Source organism: Janthinobacterium sp. PAMC25594 (assembly GCF_019443505.1).
Taxonomy (GTDB): domain Bacteria; phylum Pseudomonadota; class Gammaproteobacteria; order Burkholderiales; family Burkholderiaceae_D; genus Janthinobacterium.
Window position 1 is genome coordinate 593,584 of sequence record NZ_CP080377.1, and the last position, 15,725, is coordinate 609,308.

The following is a 15,725-nucleotide window of genomic DNA, read 5'->3' on the forward strand; positions in this document are numbered from 1 at the left end:
ATTATAAGACGCTTGTCTTATAACAGGAAATAATACCAGCCTGCTTAAAATACAGGCATGAAAAATGCCAACTGGACCTTATATACCTGCTCGGGCGTGTGCGCGCTGATCATGCTCGACACCAACGTGGTGGCCGTCTCGCTGCCGTCGATCGCCCGCTCGCTCAACGCCAGCTTCGTCGACGTGGAATGGGTGGTCAGCGCCTACATGCTGGCGTTCGCCTCGTTCCTGTTGCCGGCCGGCAGCATCGCCGACCGCCTGGGACGGCGCAAGGTCATGCTGTATGGCCTGGCCGTGTTCGCGCTGGCGTCCCTGCTGTGCGGCCTGGCGTGGACGCCGTTCGTGCTCAACGTGGCGCGCGCCATCAAGGGACTCGGTGCGGCGTTGTTGCTGACGTCCGCGCTGGCAGTCATCGGCCATACCTTTCATGCGGAAAAGGAGAGGGCACGGGCCTGGTCCGTGTGGGGTGCGGCCATGGGCGTGGCCATGACGGTGGCGCCGCTGCTCGGTGGCCTGGTCACGAGCGCCATCAACTGGCGCTGGATTTTCTACCTGAACCTGCCCGTCGTCGCCATCCTGATGTGGCTGGTAGGCAAGCACGTGGACGAGTCGAAGGATGCCTCCAACGCCAGCTTCGACCCGGCGGGCGCGCTGCTGTTCTCCGCCGGCCTGTTTTGCATCATCTGGGGCTTGATCGACGCCAGCGTGGCCGGCTGGTCCAGCGATGCCACCATGCTGCGCTTTGCGGCCGGCGCGGCGCTGCTGGTAGTGTTCGTACTGGTGGAACGGCGCCAGCGCGCACCGATGGTCGATTTGAACCTGTTTGGCCGGCGCGTGTTCGTCGGCGCCGTGCTGGGCATGTTCGGCTACGCCATCGCCGCCCAGGTGATGATGACCTTTTTGCCGCTGTATTTGCAGAATGCCTTCGGCTTTTCCGCCGTGCTGGCCGGCTGCGCCATGCTGCCGTTCGCCGTCGCCATGGTGCTGTTTTCGCGGCTGGCGCCGCGCGCCATGCGGGTGCTCGATGACCGCGGCATATTAGTGACGGGCTTGCTGATCGTCGCCGCGGGCAACGTCGCCACGGCCCTGGCCGCCGCCAGCCTGCAGTACGGCTGGGTGGCGGCCGGCATGGTCGTCACGGGCGCGGGCGCCGGATTGCTCAACGGCACGACGCAGAAGGCCATCCTCGCCTGCATTCCCCGCGAGCGTACGGGCATGGGTTCCGGCATCAGCACCACCACGCGCTTTGTCGGCATCGTGCTGGCCGTGGGCGCGCTGGGCGCCGTGCTGGCCATGCGCACGGCGGACTCGTTCGACAAGCTGGCCTGGCTGCATGGCTTGAAAGCCTCGCCCGAGATGATCGGGCGCATCGTCGCCGGCAACGCGGCCGAAGCCTTCGGCCAGTTGCCGCCCGCGCTGCAAGCCGTGGCGCAGGAAGCGGCCCGGCACGCCTTCATCGACGGCTTTGCCAGCGTGCTGTACCTGGCTGGCGGACTGGCGGCCGTGGTGGCGGCGCTGGTGTTCGTGCTGGCCAAGCCGCTGGAAAAAGTGTAACTGTTCAGCAATATTTACGTGCACAGCCTCCGCTTGTAATATGATGCCATCGAGCAATACATGGCAATCATATAACTATCGCAGGGAGTAGCATGCGCAGAAAACGCATTATCGTGACCAGCGTGCTGGTCGCCGTCATCGGCGTGGCCGCTCCCCTGAGCCTGGCCTTTTACCTGTCGTCCGTGCGCGCCGAGCAGGGCGAGCAGGAACGCCTGCGCCTGCTGGCCGGCTACGCGCTCGAGCGCGCCCACCGTTCCATCGCCTCGGCCAGCGCCGCCCTGCGCAGCGCCGATGCGCTGGACCTGGCGCCGTGCTCGGAAGCGCATATCCAGCAATTGCGCCGCATTACCATCACCACGCGCAGCATCGACGATATCGGCTATGTGGAAAACGGCTTGCTCAAATGCAGCTCCACGGGCATGGAGGACAAGCGCATCGCCGTCACGCCCGCCGATTTCACCCTGGCCAACGGCATGGGCATCGATTTCAACCTGCGCCCCGTCGTCAGCGGCGGCAAGCGCATGGTGGGCCTGTCCTACGGCGCGTATAAAGTGCTGATCGATCCCGTGCGCTTTTCCGACGTCATCGTCGACAGCGATATCCAGATGGCCGTGGCCATCGGCCGGGGCGGCGTGCTCGACACCTTGCACCATCCCGACCCGGCCCAGGTGCAGGCCCTGCTCGCCGGCCAGCCAGCGGCGGACGGCAGCATCCATGCGACGCTGTACCGCGATGGCTTGACGGCCGTCATGATAGAACCGCGCAGCAAGCTGAACGACAGGCTGCGGCGCGAGCAGCTGCTGCTTTTGCCGCTGGGCCTGCTAATGGCCGCCTTCATCGTCGGCATCGTCGTATGGCTGTCGCGTCGCCGGCTGTCGCTGCGCGGCGAACTGGAAACGGCGGTCGAGCGGCGCGAATTCTTTGTCCATTATCAACCCATCATCGCGCTCGACACGGGCGTGTGCGTGGGCGCCGAGGCGCTGATACGCTGGCGCCGTCCCGACGGCAGCATGATACGGCCCGACCTGTTCATCCCCGTGGCCGAGGAAAGCGACCTCATCTTGCCCATCACCGACCAGGTGATCGCTTGCGTGATCGCCGACATGCGCGTCGCGCTGCTGGCCGACCGCGAGTTGCACATCGCAATCAACCTGTGCGCGAGCGATATCGAAACGGGCCGGGTGCTCGACGTGCTGGAGCGGGCAATGGCCGGCACGGGCATCGAGGCGCAGCAGATCTGGCTGGAAGCGACGGAACGGGGCTTCATCAACGTGGAAGCGGCCCGCGCCACCATCGAAAAAGCCAGGGCGCGCGGCCATGCGGTGGCCATCGACGACTTCGGCACCGGTTATTCCAGCCTGTCGAGCCTGCAAAACCTGCCGCTCGATGCCCTCAAAATCGATAAATCGTTCGTCGACACCATCGGCACCGACGCCGCCACCAGCAGCGTCACGCCGCACATCATCGCCATGGCGCGCACCCTGAACATGCTGATCGTGGCCGAAGGTATCGAAAGCCAGGCCCAGGCCGACTATTTGCGCGAACGCAAGGTCGAATTCGGCCAGGGCTGGCTGTTCGCCAAAGCGCTGCCGGCCAGCGAATTTCTCGCCTTCTACGAAACCCGCCGCACGCCATCGTCGACATGAAACAGACAAACTTCCCTTATCCCCTGCAGCCGCTGCGCGTACCGGGCGGCTGGCACCTCACCGTCAACACCCTGTTCGAGGTGGAGCCGGGCCCGGACACCATGCAATGGTTCAGCAGCGCGCTGCTGCTATGGGGCCATTGCCGCGACAGCGGCTACTGCTTCAATTCGCATTTCGAGCCGGAGGATGATCCGCAGGGCGAATTCGTGCTGGAGATGGCCAAGGTGGAATACGACCGCCACGGCAAGATCGTCCCGGCCAGCGACGCTTTCCTGGGAGAATTCCGCACGCGCAGCAAGGCGGCGTTTGTCGAGCGGGTCGAGCACTTCATGCAAGACCCGGCCGCCTGAGCGCTACGGCTTGCGCGGCAAGACCACGTCCTGTCCGCCTTGCGTCAGCACGGCGCCGGCGATCTTGCCTGCCGCATCGCGCGTAAACGCCAGTTCCGCTTCGATGGCGCGGAAGAAAAACTGGTCTTTCGCGCTGGCAAACAGGGGCGCCGAACCGACACCGGTGCCGGCCGCTTCCAGGCCATGCTTGCCCAAGGTCACCGTCAACGTAAACTCCGCGCCCAGCGGATATTCGCCCACGTACTCGGCCAGTGTTGCGCGCGGCAGTTCGATCGCGGCTTGCGGCTTTTTCAGCGGTGGCAAGGGCGTGCCGGGCAGCAAGGCGGACAAGCCCAGCGCATCGACGGTGCGCGCCGTATTCGTCAGCACCACCACGCCCCGCTTGCCATCCGTGGTAAATGCCGCATAGCTGGTATAGCCGCCCGTCTGGCCGCTGTGCCAGGCGTAGCTTTGTCCCTGTTGCTGCTCCAGCAGCCAGGCCAGGCCGATTTTGGTTTTGCTGTCCGGCGCCAGCGGACGCTGCGGCTGGAGCGCCAGCGCACACGGACGCAGCGGCTTGAACATGTACGCTTGCAGGTAGGCGACCATGTCGCGCGCGCTCGAATACACGCCGCCGGCCGGCGCCACCACGTTCAGATCCCAGGCGGGTGTGGGCTCGCCCGACAGCAGATGGCCAGGCGCCAGGCGCGCCAGCATGCCGTGCGTGGGCGTGTTCGAGGTCGAGCGCATGCCCAGCGGCACGGCGATGCGCGCTTGCAGCAGCGCCTCATAACTGCTGCCGGCCCGCGCCGCCAGGGCAGTGCCCAGCACGGCATAGCCGATGTTCGAGTAGTCAAATGCCGTGCCCGGCGCGCGGGGCAAATGGTAGGCGGCGAGAAACTGCCGCTGCTTCGCTTCCGTGTAGTCGGCATACGGGTTCGCCGGGTTCTTGGGCGCGAAGTTGTCCGGCAGGCGCGGCAACGCAGAATAATGCGTGGCCAGGTCGAGCAGGCTGATCGTCTTGCCGTCGAAGGCTGGTACCGTATAGCCGGGCAATAATGCCGCCACCGGTTCGTCGAGTCTGACCTTGCCCTTGACGACGGCGTCGGCCAGCAGCAAGGCCGTCATGGTCTTGGTGACGGAACCGATCTGGTAGACGGTATCGGCGCCCGGTTTGATGTGCTTGCCTGCATGGACGCTGCCAAAGCCGTACACGGCGCTGTGCTTGCCGTCGATGACGGCAATGACGATGCTCGGGTGCATGCCCGTGCGCGTGAGTTCCTCGGCGCGCTGGCGCACGGCGTCGTCGAGGGCAGGAGCGGCCAATGCGGCGCTGCCGAGCAGGCAAAGGGGGAGGAGGGCGAAAGTGGGTGTCATGGGAACCTTGTCCAGGGTGGGCCGAATACACGCTGGCGCCTGGATAAGGTGGCTGGCGTGCCTGGTAAAGCATACGGCGCCAACATGAAGGCCGCCTGAGTTTTATGGCACGCTTGCCAGTATGCTAAGGTGTTCGCTTGCCCGGCATCGTCTGGCCGTTCTGGTGCAGGACGACGCCCGTGATGGCGCCCTGGGCGTCGCGCTGGAATACCAGTTGCGCTTCGACCACCTTGTAAAAGAAGATGTCTTTCGCGCTGGCGTACACGGGCGCTTCGGGCTGGCCCGTGGCGCCCGCCAGCAAGCCGTCGGGACCCTGGCGCACGCTGAGGACAAACGTGGGCGCCAGCGCATACTGGCCCGCATATTGGGCCAGTTCGGCGGGGGCGATGGCGATTTCTTTTGGCGCCGGGGCATTTGGCGGCGGCAGGCTGCCGGGCAGCAGCACGCTCACGCCCAGCCCATCGACGTCGCGCGCCGTGCTGCTCAGCACCACCACGCCCCGTTTCCCGTCCAGGGTGTAGCCGGCAAAGCTGGCATAGCCGCCCGTCTGCCCGTTATGCCAGGCAAAAGGCTGGCCCTTGACCTGGTCGAGCATCCACGCCAGGCCGATCTTTTTCACGCCGTCGCCATCACCTTCGCCGGCCAGCACCTGGCGCGGCTGCACGGCCAGCTGCTGCGCGGGACTGGTCGCCCGCATGTATGATTGCATGTAGGCAATCATGTCGCGCGCGCTGGAACGCACGGCGCCGGCCCCCGCGATGGCCTGGAAATCCCAGTTCGCGGCCGGCTTGCCATCGGCCAGGTGGCCCGGCGCCAGGCGCGCGCGCAGGGCGGGCGTCGTCACTGCCGAGCTGCTGGCCATGCCCAGCGGACGGAAAATGCGCGCTTGCAGCAGTTCTTCGTAAGACATATTGGCTTGCGTGGACAAGGCCGTGCCCAGCAAGCCATACGCCAGATTCGAGTATTCATACGCGGCGCCGGGCGCGCGCGCCAACGCATGGCCGGCCAAAAAAGTGCGCAACTGGCCTTCGGCATAGTCGGCGTAGGGATTGCGCATGTCCGCTGGCGCCAGGTTGGCGGGCAGGCGGGGCAAGCCGGAAAAGTGCGTGGCCAGCTGGCCTACAGTAATTTTCTGGCCCGCCAGCGCGGGGATGGCGTAGGCGGGCAGCAGTTCGGCCACCGGCTGTTCCAGCTGCGCCTTGCCTGCCACGATGGCGTCGGCCAGCAGCAGGCCCGTCATGGTTTTCGTCACGGAGCCGATTTCATACACGGTATCCGCATCGGGCACGCCCTTGTCGCCGGGCCGGGCGCGGCCGAAGCCGTACACGGCGCTGTCCTTGCCGTCGATGACGGCGATGACCAGGCTCGCATGCTTGCCGTCACGCACCAATGTTTCCGCCCGTTCCCGCACGGCGGCATCGAGGGCGGGGGCGGCCAGGGCGGCGGCGCCGGACAGGTACAGGAGAGGCAACAGCAGGGTGCGCAAGCGTGGGAGCATCGTCGATTCCGTCAGGTAAGTGATTGATGGGAATACAGCATAACAGTTTCACTGGCAAGATGGTCGTTTTGGCAAGATGGCGCGGTGATCATGGTCGCCAGCTGCGCGCGCATGTCGGCGGTCATGCTGAGCAGCAATTCGCCTCGCCGGCGCGCATCGGCGCGTTTCTTGGACGGCACCTCGGCCATGTCCGGTACCCGGTAGGGCGCGCAGGGCAAGTGATAATTACCGTCGCGCATGCGCAGGGCGTGCAATTCCTCCCACGCCAGGTCGTAGTCGGCGGCGATATGGCGGCGCCTGTGCGCATTCAGGGCGATGCGGTTGTCATTGCAGACCAGGAACAGGTTAGTGCAAGCAAAAAAATCGCCGAAATCGCGCAGGGCCGCCACCATCAGGTTTTTCGGACGGCAACCGTGCAGCGCCCGCGTGGCTTCCTTGACAGCCAGCTTGCCCGCCTCCGAGCGCAAGCCTTGCAGCGCGCCCAGCTGCAAGGAGACGCCATCGGCGCGCGGCAAGAACAAAAAGCTGGCCAGGTACAGCGGCTGGCCGTCGCGCGTCAAGCGCAGGCACAGTTCGCCTTCACGGTAGCTGTCGTGGATGGCCGTCAGCTGCAAGCGGTACAGTGCCCCATCCTTGCCTTCGAACGCGGCCAGCACCACGGGCTGGCGCGCGGCCCGCTCGACCAGCGTGCGCGCGCCCGCCTGCCACAGGAAGCGGTAGTGTCCTTCCAGCAAGGCCAGGCGATCCGCGCAACCGAGCTGGCGCGAGGCGTACGGGCGGTAAATCTTGAAGCGCAGACAAGGATGCAGCTGCGCCAGCGAGCTCAAGCCTGGCATGCTGTCCAGGAAAGCTTGCCAGCGCGTGCGCTGACGGGGAAAGAACAGGGCGCCCAGCGCCGCTTTCAGGCGGTGGCCGCTGGCGGGAGGTGTTGGCACGGCGGGTGGCACGGCGGCGCCGTGGCGCAAAGTCAAAGCGATGTCATTCATGATTGAGCCGGTGAGGGCAGGCGCTGCACAATGAGAGCCTTGCCAATTTGAATGCTACGCGGGCCAGGTGAATTTCATATTAAGAAAAGGGCGATGCGTCGACCGCAGCGCAAGCCGGTGACCAACCGCTACCTCTGGCACCGCTGGAAACGGACACGCGCCCGGGCGCGGAAGTGCTAGGATGTGGCCTCGGTATCGCGCATGCGTTCACGGGCACAGGCAGGCCAGGAAAGGAGATCGCCGCCATGAAAAAAGCAGAGCCAAACATGCAATCCGAAGATGGTGCGGTGAGCGCCGAGTCCGCTACACGCCTGATCGACGCAAAAATCGCCTCGCTGGCCGACTGGCGCGGCGAAACCCTGGCCGCCGTGCGCGCGCTGATCCGCCAGGCGGACCCGGACGTGGTGGAAGAAGTCAAATGGCGCGGCGTGCCCGTCTGGTCGCATGCGGGCATGATTTGCACGGGTGAAACCTATCAACTGGCCGTGAAACTCACCTTCGCCAAGGGCGCCGCCTTGCCCGACCCTGCCGGCCTGTTCAATGCCAGCCTGGAAGGCAACACGCGCCGGGCCATCGACCTGCACGAAGGCGAGCCCCTCGATGCCGCGGCATTCAAGGCCCTGATACGCGCCGCCGTGGCGCTGAATATGGCGCCGAAACCAAAACGGACTTCTACTTGAGACATTATCTGTATATCTGGCACGACCCGGCCGCGCGCATGATTGTCGCCTCCGGCATCGAATTCAACGATGTGATTCCCGCGCTCCAGGACGCGGACGGCATCGTGCTGCGCAAGGGCGGCGCCGGCACGGCCAGGAAACTTGCCGCCTTCCAGACGGTGGCGCGGCAGCAACTGCCGGCCCTGGCCCAGGAAGACCTGTACGCCTGCGGCAGCCATGCCTGGGCCGATTACAGGGGCGCGCCGCCGGCCCCCGGCGATGCGGACGTGGCCGCGCTGCTCGGCCACCATGGCGCGCTCGCGCCGCTGCCCGCCTTGCGCGGTCGCTTCCTCGCCTTTGCCCACGACGATGGCTGGTATTTGAAACTGTTTTACGGGGAATGGGACGACGTGGCGGCCTTGCTCGCCGGCACCATCTCTCCAGCGCTGGGCACGCTCGACATGGATGCGCTGCAACGGGGAGGCGATGGCTACTGGCTGCTAGACGGCGTGGTCGACCTTGAACTGACAACCCACGACATCGACAGCGTACTGAACCGTCGCCTGTGATCATCGGTTCGGATGCGGCCCCCGGCCCGTCCGGGAGCATCATATAGATCCCCCACTCTATAGATGGGCTCAAACATCGCGTTTCCCCTTGTTGTGCAGCGCCAGGTGCGCGGCCATGCCGGCATTGTCCCGCAGCAAGGCGTCGCGTTCTAACGCCAGTGCGTCGGCGCGCTGCCGCGACGCCTGTGTATTTTCCGCCAGCATGTCGAGCTGCCTATCCTGCGCGGCCAGCGCCACCTTGGCGTCGTTCAGCGCCAGCAGGGCCGTATCGAGCTTGGCCAGCAGGGCGTCGGCGGACGCGGCCGCCTGCAAGTATTGAAATTCGAACTGGTCGCGCTCGGGGCGCACGGTGGCCAGCGCTGCGCGGTCGGCGGCCGCTACGCTGGATAAGCGCGTTTGCTCCGCCTGCAGCTGCGCCAGGCGCATGTCTTGCTGCACCAGCGTGGCTTGCTGGCCCTGCAAACGCTGCTGCAACTGGGCGTTATCCTGCTCGAGACGGCTGATCCGTTGCTGCGCCTGCGCCCGTTCCTCGCTGCGCTGCGTGGCGGCCGCCTCCTGGTAATGGTCGAACTGCGAGCGCACCTGCGCCAGTTGGCGGTTCAGGGCGGCGATTTCCTCGCCCCGGTCGGCCAGGCGCTGCGTCAGGCCCGCGTTGTCGCTGTGCAAGGTGGCCAGGGTGACGGCGCGAAAATGGTGTTCCTCCTTCAACTGCGCCAGCGCATGCTGCGTGGCGCGCAATTCCTGGGTGAGGGCGGCGCGCGCCTCCGTCAGTTTTAATCGTTCGCTTTCCGTCTTCTTCAGTGTTTCCAGCGCCGCGTCGCGTTCGGCGCGGTGTTGCCGCATGCCCGTTTCCAGCTGCTGCGCCACGTCACGCTGCTGCTTTTCATAGACGCCGCGCATCGCTTCCATCAGCTCGGCCGGCAAGCCCGCCTCCGTTTTCACGGCGCCCGCGCCCTGAAACTCTTCCTTCCAGCGCTTGAGCAGGGGCGCGATGGTGCTCTTGCTGCCCGTGCTGCCCAGCGCTTCGCGCACATTGTCGACCGTGGGATTGCGCCCATCGGCAGCGACGATTTGGGCTGCTTTCATAACATCAGAGTACAGAATGCCGGTGCGGGCCATGAAGCCACCTATGAGCTAAATTTAGTAACGTATTACATGATACGTAATATCATATAATATTACGATATAAATTTTAATAATTTTTATAAAATATAAGTCACGATAAGATCGCTTATCGCGTGTTATGGGAGTGTCTGGCATGCTATTCTGTTACCCTCTCAGTACAACACCGTGATTTCGCTGCCGCCATGCCCGATTTGCCCCTCCCGAAACGCCGTGTCGCCGTGTCAAAAAACACCGCCATCGCCGCTGCACCGTTACACGGCGCCCTGGTCGATGCCGAGCTGGCCGCGCGCCACCAGGCGTTTCTCGCCGCCGCCACCTCCGACAACACGCGCCGCACCTACCGTTCCGCCATCCGCCACTTCCAGGCCTGGGGCGGAGCGCTGCCCGCCGATGAGTCGAGCGTCATCCGTTACCTGATGGCGTATGCGGATAGTCTGAATGCGCGCACCCTGGCCCTGCGCCTGACGGCCCTGTCGCAATGGCATGTGTATCAGGGCTTCGCCGACCCCGCCTCCACGCCCACCGTGCGCAAGACCCTGGCCGGCATCGCCCGCCTGCACGGCAAGCCGAAAAAGAAGGCCAAGGCGCTGCCCTTGGAGGACCTGGAGTTGATCGTGTCCAAACTGGCCGCACTGGGCAACGTCAAGGCCGTGCGCGACAGCGCCTTGCTGCAACTGGGATTTTTTGGCGCTTTCCGCCGCAGCGAACTGGCGGGATTGATGCTGGAAGACGTGAGCTGGGAGCCGCAGGGCATGGTGATCACCTTGCCGCGCTCAAAAACGGATCAACTGGGGGAGGGCATCGTCAAGGCGATCCCGTTCGGCGACGGCGTCTGCTGTCCGGCCACGGCCCTGCGCGCCTGGCTGGGCGTGGCGCATATCCGCACGGGGCCGCTCTTGCGCACAGTCAACCAGTGGGGCCATGTGGGAGCGAAGGGATTGCACGCCAGCAGCATCAACACCATCCTGGCAAGCTGCGCCAGGCTGGCGGCGCTTGATTACGTGCCGGAACTATCGAGCCATAGCCTGCGCCGCGGCATGGCCACCAGTGCGCACCGCGCGGGCGCCGATTTCCAGGCCATCAAGCGCCAGGGCGGCTGGCGCCACGACGGCACCGTGCATGGCTATATAGAAGAGGCGGGCCGCTTCGAGGAAAATGCGGCGGGGAGTTTGTTGAAGGCGAAGAAGAAGGCGGCGGGCTGAGGCGACCGACAGCGCCTTGCTGGCATCGGTCTGGCAGCGAACAGGACGGCAAGCCTGACGCTCGCACCATGGCTTACGTCCCAAAGCGGAGATTGATATTTATCCTTGCGCCCTCCACTTGCCTAACGGAGCGCGGGCCTGCGTGTGCTATGTGAACCGCCCTGGGTAAACACGCGAGTGTCATTCGGCATGCATTTTCCGTGTGCCATAAACGTCACTTGGTCATCCAATCTTCGCAGTCTCACCGTGCAAGTGAATGCGTCCCCGATCCAATGGGGCTGGAAGTGCATTGAGGGAACGTTGGCTTTAAACTGCACCGTTACCGAGGCTTCAGTCAGATCCTCCACGTGCAGATTTTTTTTAACAATGCACGCCGGAGGAAGTCAGCATAACGCACTGCAATTCGAACCGCGTTTTGCCCGCTTGGCCTGGCAGTTTGCTTCAACAGGTCGAGTTCGACGCAATAAGGCGCTGTCTGCACTTCCTCATAGAGCATGCCCAAAGCCCAGAAGCCCTCAAGGTCATTGCATCGGCTGTAGAACGAGTCAAGCAAGCCCGCCGCAACGTGATTCATTCGCTGACGTATCGCCAAAGTATGCTCCAAGGGTCTGTCCGTCCGCTTCTGGACGCTTGCGGTCAGTGGGTTACTCAGGCTGAAACCTGCGGCCAACGCCAATGTCCGCTAAGAAGTAGACCTCCCATTGGCAGCTTCCAGCCGAAGTCAGCCAGATTCATGGAGAGCAGTCACTCGTTATCGTAACCTTCATAATCTTTTTTCTTCCATTCTCACTGATGAAAAGCTCCGAACGTTCGCGAACTTGATAGACGTCTGCATCTATCGACTTTCTTTTATAGCTTTTTTGTACGATAGAGACAGACACGCCTTCCTTCACGTAAATTCGAAGTTTGTCGTATTCGGATTCGGAAATATGTTGCACTGCCGGAAGTGCAACCAATCGCCCATCGATAGAAATAAGCAAATCGTGAAGTTCATAAGCTACCAGTTTGCCATTGGACGTGATGGTTCCATAGCAGGTCTTCGAGTCAAGTAACTCGTCCGCAAGCCACCCTTTCATTGGAACATCCAGTGCTCGCGCATGGCCAAAAAGAGCAAATAGAAATATAGATACGTAAAAATTTTTCTTCATAGCGTGCCATTTTTAATGAAGCGGATAATTCAAACTACGCACCATAATTTCCGCATTTTCTTCTTCAAGGTGCGACATAAAGTTGCACCATGACGATAAATATTTCGAACGGCTGCAATAAGCCGCTTGCAGTCGTAGGGCGAACGGCCGCTCCTGGGCCGATAGCGGACCTCCTGAATGCTTCAGTGTATGGCGTTGTTACTCCTTTGGCAAGAAGTAGACAGGCGAGTGGCCTTGCAAGGCGCTTTAAGCCAAGGGATTGATGAAGTGAATGCGCTCCCTGGCCGGGGTGCCAAAGTATTCCACGGCACGTATCCGATAGCCATTGCGGTAAAGAGCCATCCTCGGCACCATACTCCAGCTTGAGGCTGCTCCCAACAAAGCATTGAGCTTGAAAATCACGGGTGTTGCTGCTTGTAGAGCAAGCAGGTCAATACTGCCATGAGAAGCAGAGAGAATACGACAAACGCTGGTCTTTGCAACGACCTCAACCGCATGCGGCAGCATAGCGAAGGCGATGCCGGCCAGGAAGCCGAGGAGAATAAAAGCGATCCTTTTAAGCATCCTTGCGCGCGATGCCGGCGGCGGCGCTGGCGCGGGCCAGGCTTGAGCGCGCGCCGGCCACCGCGCGCAGGCGTTCTTCCAGGTAGGCGCTCACGCGCGGATGCTGGCTGAAGGCGACGTTGAAGCGGATGTGCTGGTCGGGCGTGTCGTTGGCCGAGAACGCGGCGCCGCGCATCAGCAGGATCTTGTTGCGGTAGGCATCCTGCACCAGCAAGTCCACGTCCAGCCCTTCGGGCATGCTGCCCCACAGGAAAATGCCTGCATCGCCGGGCTGCTCGAACAGCACGCCGGCCGCGCTCAGTTGCCGCGTGCTGGCGTTGCGCGCCACCATGATCTTGCGTTGCAGCCGCTCCATGTGCTTGCGCAGGTTGCCGGCCTTGAGCACTTCCAGCAGCACGTATTCGTTCAGCGCAGGCAAGGTCATGATGGAATGGATCTTGGTGCGCATCAGCGGCTTGAGCAGGGCGGGCGCCGCGGCCAGGTAGCCCATGCGCAGGGCCGGGCTCAGCGCCTTGCACAGGCTGGAGTAGTAGATCACGCCGTCCAGTCCGGACAGCGACGCCAGCCGCGTGCTGTGGCCTGGCTGGAAATGGCCATGCACGTCGTCTTCGGCGATCAGGAAGCCGTACTGCTGCGCCATGATCAGCACCTTGTGCAGGTTGGCGGCGCTGCTGCTCCACCCGGTGGGATTGTGCAAGGCCGTCTGCATGAACAGCAGGCGCGGACGGTGCGCGCGGCAGGCCGCTTCCAGTTCATCCAGGTCGAGGCCATCGGGGCGGCGCTGGACCGGCACCAGGCGCACGCCGTCCTGGCGCAGCCTGCCGAACATCAGGAAGTATCCGGGGTCTTCCACCAGCACCGTATCGCCGGGCTGCAGGAAGGTGCGGCAGATCAGATCGATGGCATGGGTGCCGCCGAACGTGGTGAGGATGTGGCCGGCGTCCGCGGCGATGCCGATGCCGCGCATCAGCAGCGCGATCTGCTCGCGCAGTTCGGCCAGCCCTTGCGGCGGACAGCGCGAGGCCATGCCGGCCGCGCTGCGCGCCAGGCCACGTTGCACGGCGGCCGCCGGCAGCGCATCCTGCAGCCAGGTGGGCGGCAGGGCGCCGCTGCTGGCCAGCAGCACGCCCGGCCGCTGGTCGTTCACTTGCTGGCTCAGCCAGACCGGCTCCTGCTCCTGGCCCGCTTCCAGCGCCACCTCGTCGGGAATGGCGCGGCTGGCGTCAGTTGGCGCGCGGACGAAGAAGCCTGTCGTGCCATGCGTATCGATGATGCCGGCGGCCACCAGCCTGTCATACGCCACCACCACGGTGTTGGTGCTGACCGCGAGCTGCGTGGCGAGCTGGCGGATCGACGGCAGCCGGGTTCCGCCAGGCAGGACGCGTTGCGCGATCTGCTGGCGCAATGCGGCCTCGATCTGCTTGAACAGGGCGATGGGGGAGGAGCGGTCGATGGCGAACATGGGTGGCAGTCTAGCGTAAAAACGTCACGGCGAGGAGCAGCAGGATGGCGCCCATCGCCAGATTGAAGATGCGCTGGTTGCGCGGCGCTTTCAGCACGCCGCGGACAATGCGGCCTCGATCTGCTTGAACAGGGCGATGGGGGAGGAGCGGTCGATGGCGAACATGGGTGGCAGTCTAGCGTAAAAACGTCACGGCGAGCAGCAGCAGGATGGCGCCCATCGCCAGATTGAAGATGCGCTGGTTGCGCGGCGCTTTCAGCACGCCGCGGATCGAGATGCCGAACAGCGCCCACATGGCGTTGCACGGCATGCCCACCACGGTGCCGGTCACGGACACCAGCAGCGCGCTGGCGAGCATGTTGCCCTGCGCAGGCATGAAGACCGACGCCATGGTGATCGCCTTGAGCCAGCTCTTCGGGTTCAGCGCCTGAAACAGCGCCGCCTGCGCAAACGACACGGCCTTCGGTGCGCTGCTGCCCGCCACCGAGGCGCCGGCCAGCTTCCAGGCCAAAAACATCAGGTACAGCGCGCCCGCGATGCGCAGCACCTGCTGCGCCATCGGGTACGCGACGAACACGCTGCCCAGCCCCACGCACATGAGCATGGTCTGCACGAAGATGCCGGTCTGGATGCCGATGATGACGGGCAGCGCGCCGCGATAGCCGAAATTGGCGCCGGTGGTGGCCAGCATGACGTTATTCGGCCCGGGCGTGGCGGACATCACAAAGCAATAGCTCATCAGGGGCAGGAGGTCGGTCATGGCAGGCAGTCGCAGCGTGGAGAAGGGCCCAGTCTAAGAGCGCGGCGCGGCAGCGACAAGACACAAGGCGGCGCGTACAGGCACATGCTGTATCAGTCGGACGACTGCTACAGGGGGATTCAGGCGGCTCCGCCCAGCCGCGTGCAGGATCTCACCGGGCGGCGGCAAACAGCGCGTCGACGTCGCCGCCCCGGATCAGGTCGAGGTGCCGGCCTATCCATTCCGCCGGGCGATCCCACCAGGCGATTTCCAGTAGCCTTTGCACGGAAGCGGCATCGAAGCGCTCCCGGACGACACGTGCCGGATTGCCGCCGACGATGGCATAAGGCGGGATGTCGGCGGTGACAACCGAGCGCGCGGCGATGATGGCGCCATCACCGATCCGTACTCCGGGCATGATGAGCGTGTCGTAGCCTATCCACACGTCGTTGCCAATCATCGTATCGCCCTTGTATGGCAATTCTCCCTCGACAGGCCGCGCGGCTTCCCACCCATTGCCAAAAATGAAGAATGGATAGCTTGAAATCCCGTTCATTTGATGGTTGGCGCCGTTCATGATGAACTTCACCCCACGCGCGATGGCGCAGAATTTGCCGATGCTCAGGCGATCGCCGATGAACGGAAAATGGTACAGGACATTGTCTTCGAACTGCTTGACGCCATCCGGATCGTCGTAATAGGTGTAATCGCCGATTTCAATGTTGGGGCGGGTGATAATATTTTTTAAAAAACAGATTTGCGGGAACCCAGGCATCGGGTATGTCGTATTTGGATCAGGACCTTCCATGCTCTCTCCGTTTTAATATTCCAGGTTGGCCCAGCTTGCGGCCGGCTATCCTCGATAGT

At 63.6% G+C, this 15,725-nt stretch carries 15 protein-coding genes; 6 read left to right on the top strand and 9 right to left on the bottom strand.

The window, feature by feature from the left end; translation table 11 throughout:
- Positions 1–57 precede the first annotated feature (57 nt).
- The 3 genes from KY494_RS02640 (at position 58) to KY494_RS02650 (ending at position 3,550) form a co-directional block, all read left to right on the top strand.
- The gene (locus KY494_RS02640; RefSeq protein WP_219889769.1) at positions 58–1,554 is read left to right on the top strand and encodes an MFS transporter; all 1,497 of its coding nucleotides are present in this window, start codon (positions 58–60) and stop codon (positions 1,552–1,554) included.
- A 92-nt stretch (positions 1,555–1,646) separates the two neighbouring features.
- Entirely contained in the window at positions 1,647–3,200 is a 1,554-nt protein-coding gene (locus KY494_RS02645; protein WP_219889770.1) for an EAL domain-containing protein, read from the top strand.
- Positions 3,197–3,550, top strand: a complete 354-nt coding sequence (locus KY494_RS02650) for a hypothetical protein (protein WP_219889771.1) — start codon at positions 3,197–3,199, stop codon at positions 3,548–3,550. Before KY494_RS02645 ends, KY494_RS02650 begins: the two co-directional genes overlap by 4 nt.
- Before the next feature lie 3 nt (positions 3,551–3,553).
- Here KY494_RS02650 and KY494_RS02655 read toward each other — a convergent pair whose 3' ends face one another.
- The 3 genes from KY494_RS02655 to KY494_RS02665 all read right to left on the bottom strand — a co-directional run bounded on the left by KY494_RS02655 (position 3,554) and on the right by KY494_RS02665 (position 7,390).
- On the bottom strand, positions 3,554–4,906 hold the full coding sequence (locus KY494_RS02655) for a serine hydrolase (protein ID WP_219889772.1): 1,353 nt from the start codon (positions 4,904–4,906) through the stop codon (positions 3,554–3,556).
- A 124-nt stretch (positions 4,907–5,030) separates the two neighbouring features.
- A complete protein-coding gene (locus tag KY494_RS02660; protein WP_219889773.1) occupies positions 5,031–6,404 on the bottom strand; it encodes a serine hydrolase in 1,374 nt (457 codons plus the stop codon).
- Between the two features lie 11 nt (positions 6,405–6,415).
- The gene (locus tag KY494_RS02665) at positions 6,416–7,390 is read right to left on the bottom strand and encodes a DUF535 family protein (RefSeq protein WP_219889774.1); all 975 of its coding nucleotides are present in this window, start codon (positions 7,388–7,390) and stop codon (positions 6,416–6,418) included.
- A gap of 245 nt (positions 7,391–7,635) precedes the next feature.
- Between KY494_RS02665 and KY494_RS02670 the strand changes: the two genes are divergently transcribed.
- Positions 7,636–8,070: a DUF1801 domain-containing protein gene (locus tag KY494_RS02670; RefSeq protein ID WP_258194610.1), complete on the top strand. Its 435-nt coding sequence runs from the start codon at positions 7,636–7,638 to the stop codon at positions 8,068–8,070.
- Positions 8,067–8,618 carry a hypothetical protein gene (locus KY494_RS02675; RefSeq protein ID WP_219889775.1) on the top strand — a complete coding sequence of 184 codons (552 nt, stop codon included), beginning with the start codon at positions 8,067–8,069 and terminating at the stop codon, positions 8,616–8,618. The genes KY494_RS02670 and KY494_RS02675 overlap by 4 nt, the downstream gene beginning before the upstream one ends.
- Before the next feature lie 69 nt (positions 8,619–8,687).
- Here KY494_RS02675 and KY494_RS02680 read toward each other — a convergent pair whose 3' ends face one another.
- Positions 8,688–9,704 (bottom strand): DNA-binding protein, encoded by a 1,017-nt coding sequence (locus tag KY494_RS02680; protein WP_219889776.1) that lies wholly within the window; start codon positions 9,702–9,704, stop codon positions 8,688–8,690.
- A 257-nt stretch (positions 9,705–9,961) separates the two neighbouring features.
- Between KY494_RS02680 and KY494_RS02685 the strand changes: the two genes are divergently transcribed.
- A complete protein-coding gene (locus KY494_RS02685; RefSeq protein WP_258194611.1) occupies positions 9,962–10,945 on the top strand; it encodes a site-specific integrase in 984 nt (327 codons plus the stop codon).
- A 731-nt stretch (positions 10,946–11,676) separates the two neighbouring features.
- Here KY494_RS02685 and KY494_RS02690 read toward each other — a convergent pair.
- The 5 genes from KY494_RS02690 to KY494_RS02710 form a co-directional block, all read right to left on the bottom strand.
- Positions 11,677–12,093 (bottom strand): hypothetical protein, encoded by a 417-nt coding sequence (locus KY494_RS02690; RefSeq protein WP_219136983.1) that lies wholly within the window; start codon positions 12,091–12,093, stop codon positions 11,677–11,679.
- 246 nt (positions 12,094–12,339) lie between these two features.
- Positions 12,340–12,657, bottom strand: coding sequence for a hypothetical protein (locus tag KY494_RS02695; protein WP_219889778.1), 318 nt, complete (start codon positions 12,655–12,657; stop codon positions 12,340–12,342).
- Positions 12,650–14,119: a PLP-dependent aminotransferase family protein gene (locus tag KY494_RS02700; RefSeq protein WP_219889779.1), complete on the bottom strand. Its 1,470-nt coding sequence runs from the start codon at positions 14,117–14,119 to the stop codon at positions 12,650–12,652. Before KY494_RS02700 ends, KY494_RS02695 begins: the two co-directional genes overlap by 8 nt.
- A gap of 175 nt (positions 14,120–14,294) precedes the next feature.
- The gene (locus KY494_RS02705; protein WP_219889780.1) at positions 14,295–14,879 is read right to left on the bottom strand and encodes a LysE family translocator; all 585 of its coding nucleotides are present in this window, start codon (positions 14,877–14,879) and stop codon (positions 14,295–14,297) included.
- A 151-nt stretch (positions 14,880–15,030) separates the two neighbouring features.
- The gene (locus tag KY494_RS02710) at positions 15,031–15,666 is read right to left on the bottom strand and encodes a Vat family streptogramin A O-acetyltransferase (protein ID WP_219889781.1); all 636 of its coding nucleotides are present in this window, start codon (positions 15,664–15,666) and stop codon (positions 15,031–15,033) included.
- Positions 15,667–15,725: the final 59 nt, after the last annotated feature.

Coding starts and splice junctions, on each gene's coding strand:
- KY494_RS02640 (WP_219889769.1), top strand. CDS start 58: ATGAAAAATGCCAACTGGACCTTATATACCTGCTCGGGCGTGTGCGCG.
- KY494_RS02645 (WP_219889770.1), top strand. CDS start 1,647: ATGCGCAGAAAACGCATTATCGTGACCAGCGTGCTGGTCGCCGTCATC.
- KY494_RS02650 (WP_219889771.1), top strand. CDS start 3,197: ATGAAACAGACAAACTTCCCTTATCCCCTGCAGCCGCTGCGCGTACCG.
- KY494_RS02655 (WP_219889772.1), bottom strand. CDS start 4,906: ATGACACCCACTTTCGCCCTCCTCCCCCTTTGCCTGCTCGGCAGCGCC.
- KY494_RS02660 (WP_219889773.1), bottom strand. CDS start 6,404: ATGCTCCCACGCTTGCGCACCCTGCTGTTGCCTCTCCTGTACCTGTCC.
- KY494_RS02665 (WP_219889774.1), bottom strand. CDS start 7,390: ATGAATGACATCGCTTTGACTTTGCGCCACGGCGCCGCCGTGCCACCC.
- KY494_RS02670 (WP_258194610.1), top strand. CDS start 7,636: ATGAAAAAAGCAGAGCCAAACATGCAATCCGAAGATGGTGCGGTGAGC.
- KY494_RS02680 (WP_219889776.1), bottom strand. CDS start 9,704: ATGAAAGCAGCCCAAATCGTCGCTGCCGATGGGCGCAATCCCACGGTC.
- KY494_RS02690 (WP_219136983.1), bottom strand. CDS start 12,093: ATGAAGAAAAATTTTTACGTATCTATATTTCTATTTGCTCTTTTTGGC.
- KY494_RS02695 (WP_219889778.1), bottom strand. CDS start 12,657: ATGCTTAAAAGGATCGCTTTTATTCTCCTCGGCTTCCTGGCCGGCATC.
- KY494_RS02700 (WP_219889779.1), bottom strand. CDS start 14,119: ATGTTCGCCATCGACCGCTCCTCCCCCATCGCCCTGTTCAAGCAGATC.
- KY494_RS02705 (WP_219889780.1), bottom strand. CDS start 14,879: ATGACCGACCTCCTGCCCCTGATGAGCTATTGCTTTGTGATGTCCGCC.
- KY494_RS02710 (WP_219889781.1), bottom strand. CDS start 15,666: ATGGAAGGTCCTGATCCAAATACGACATACCCGATGCCTGGGTTCCCG.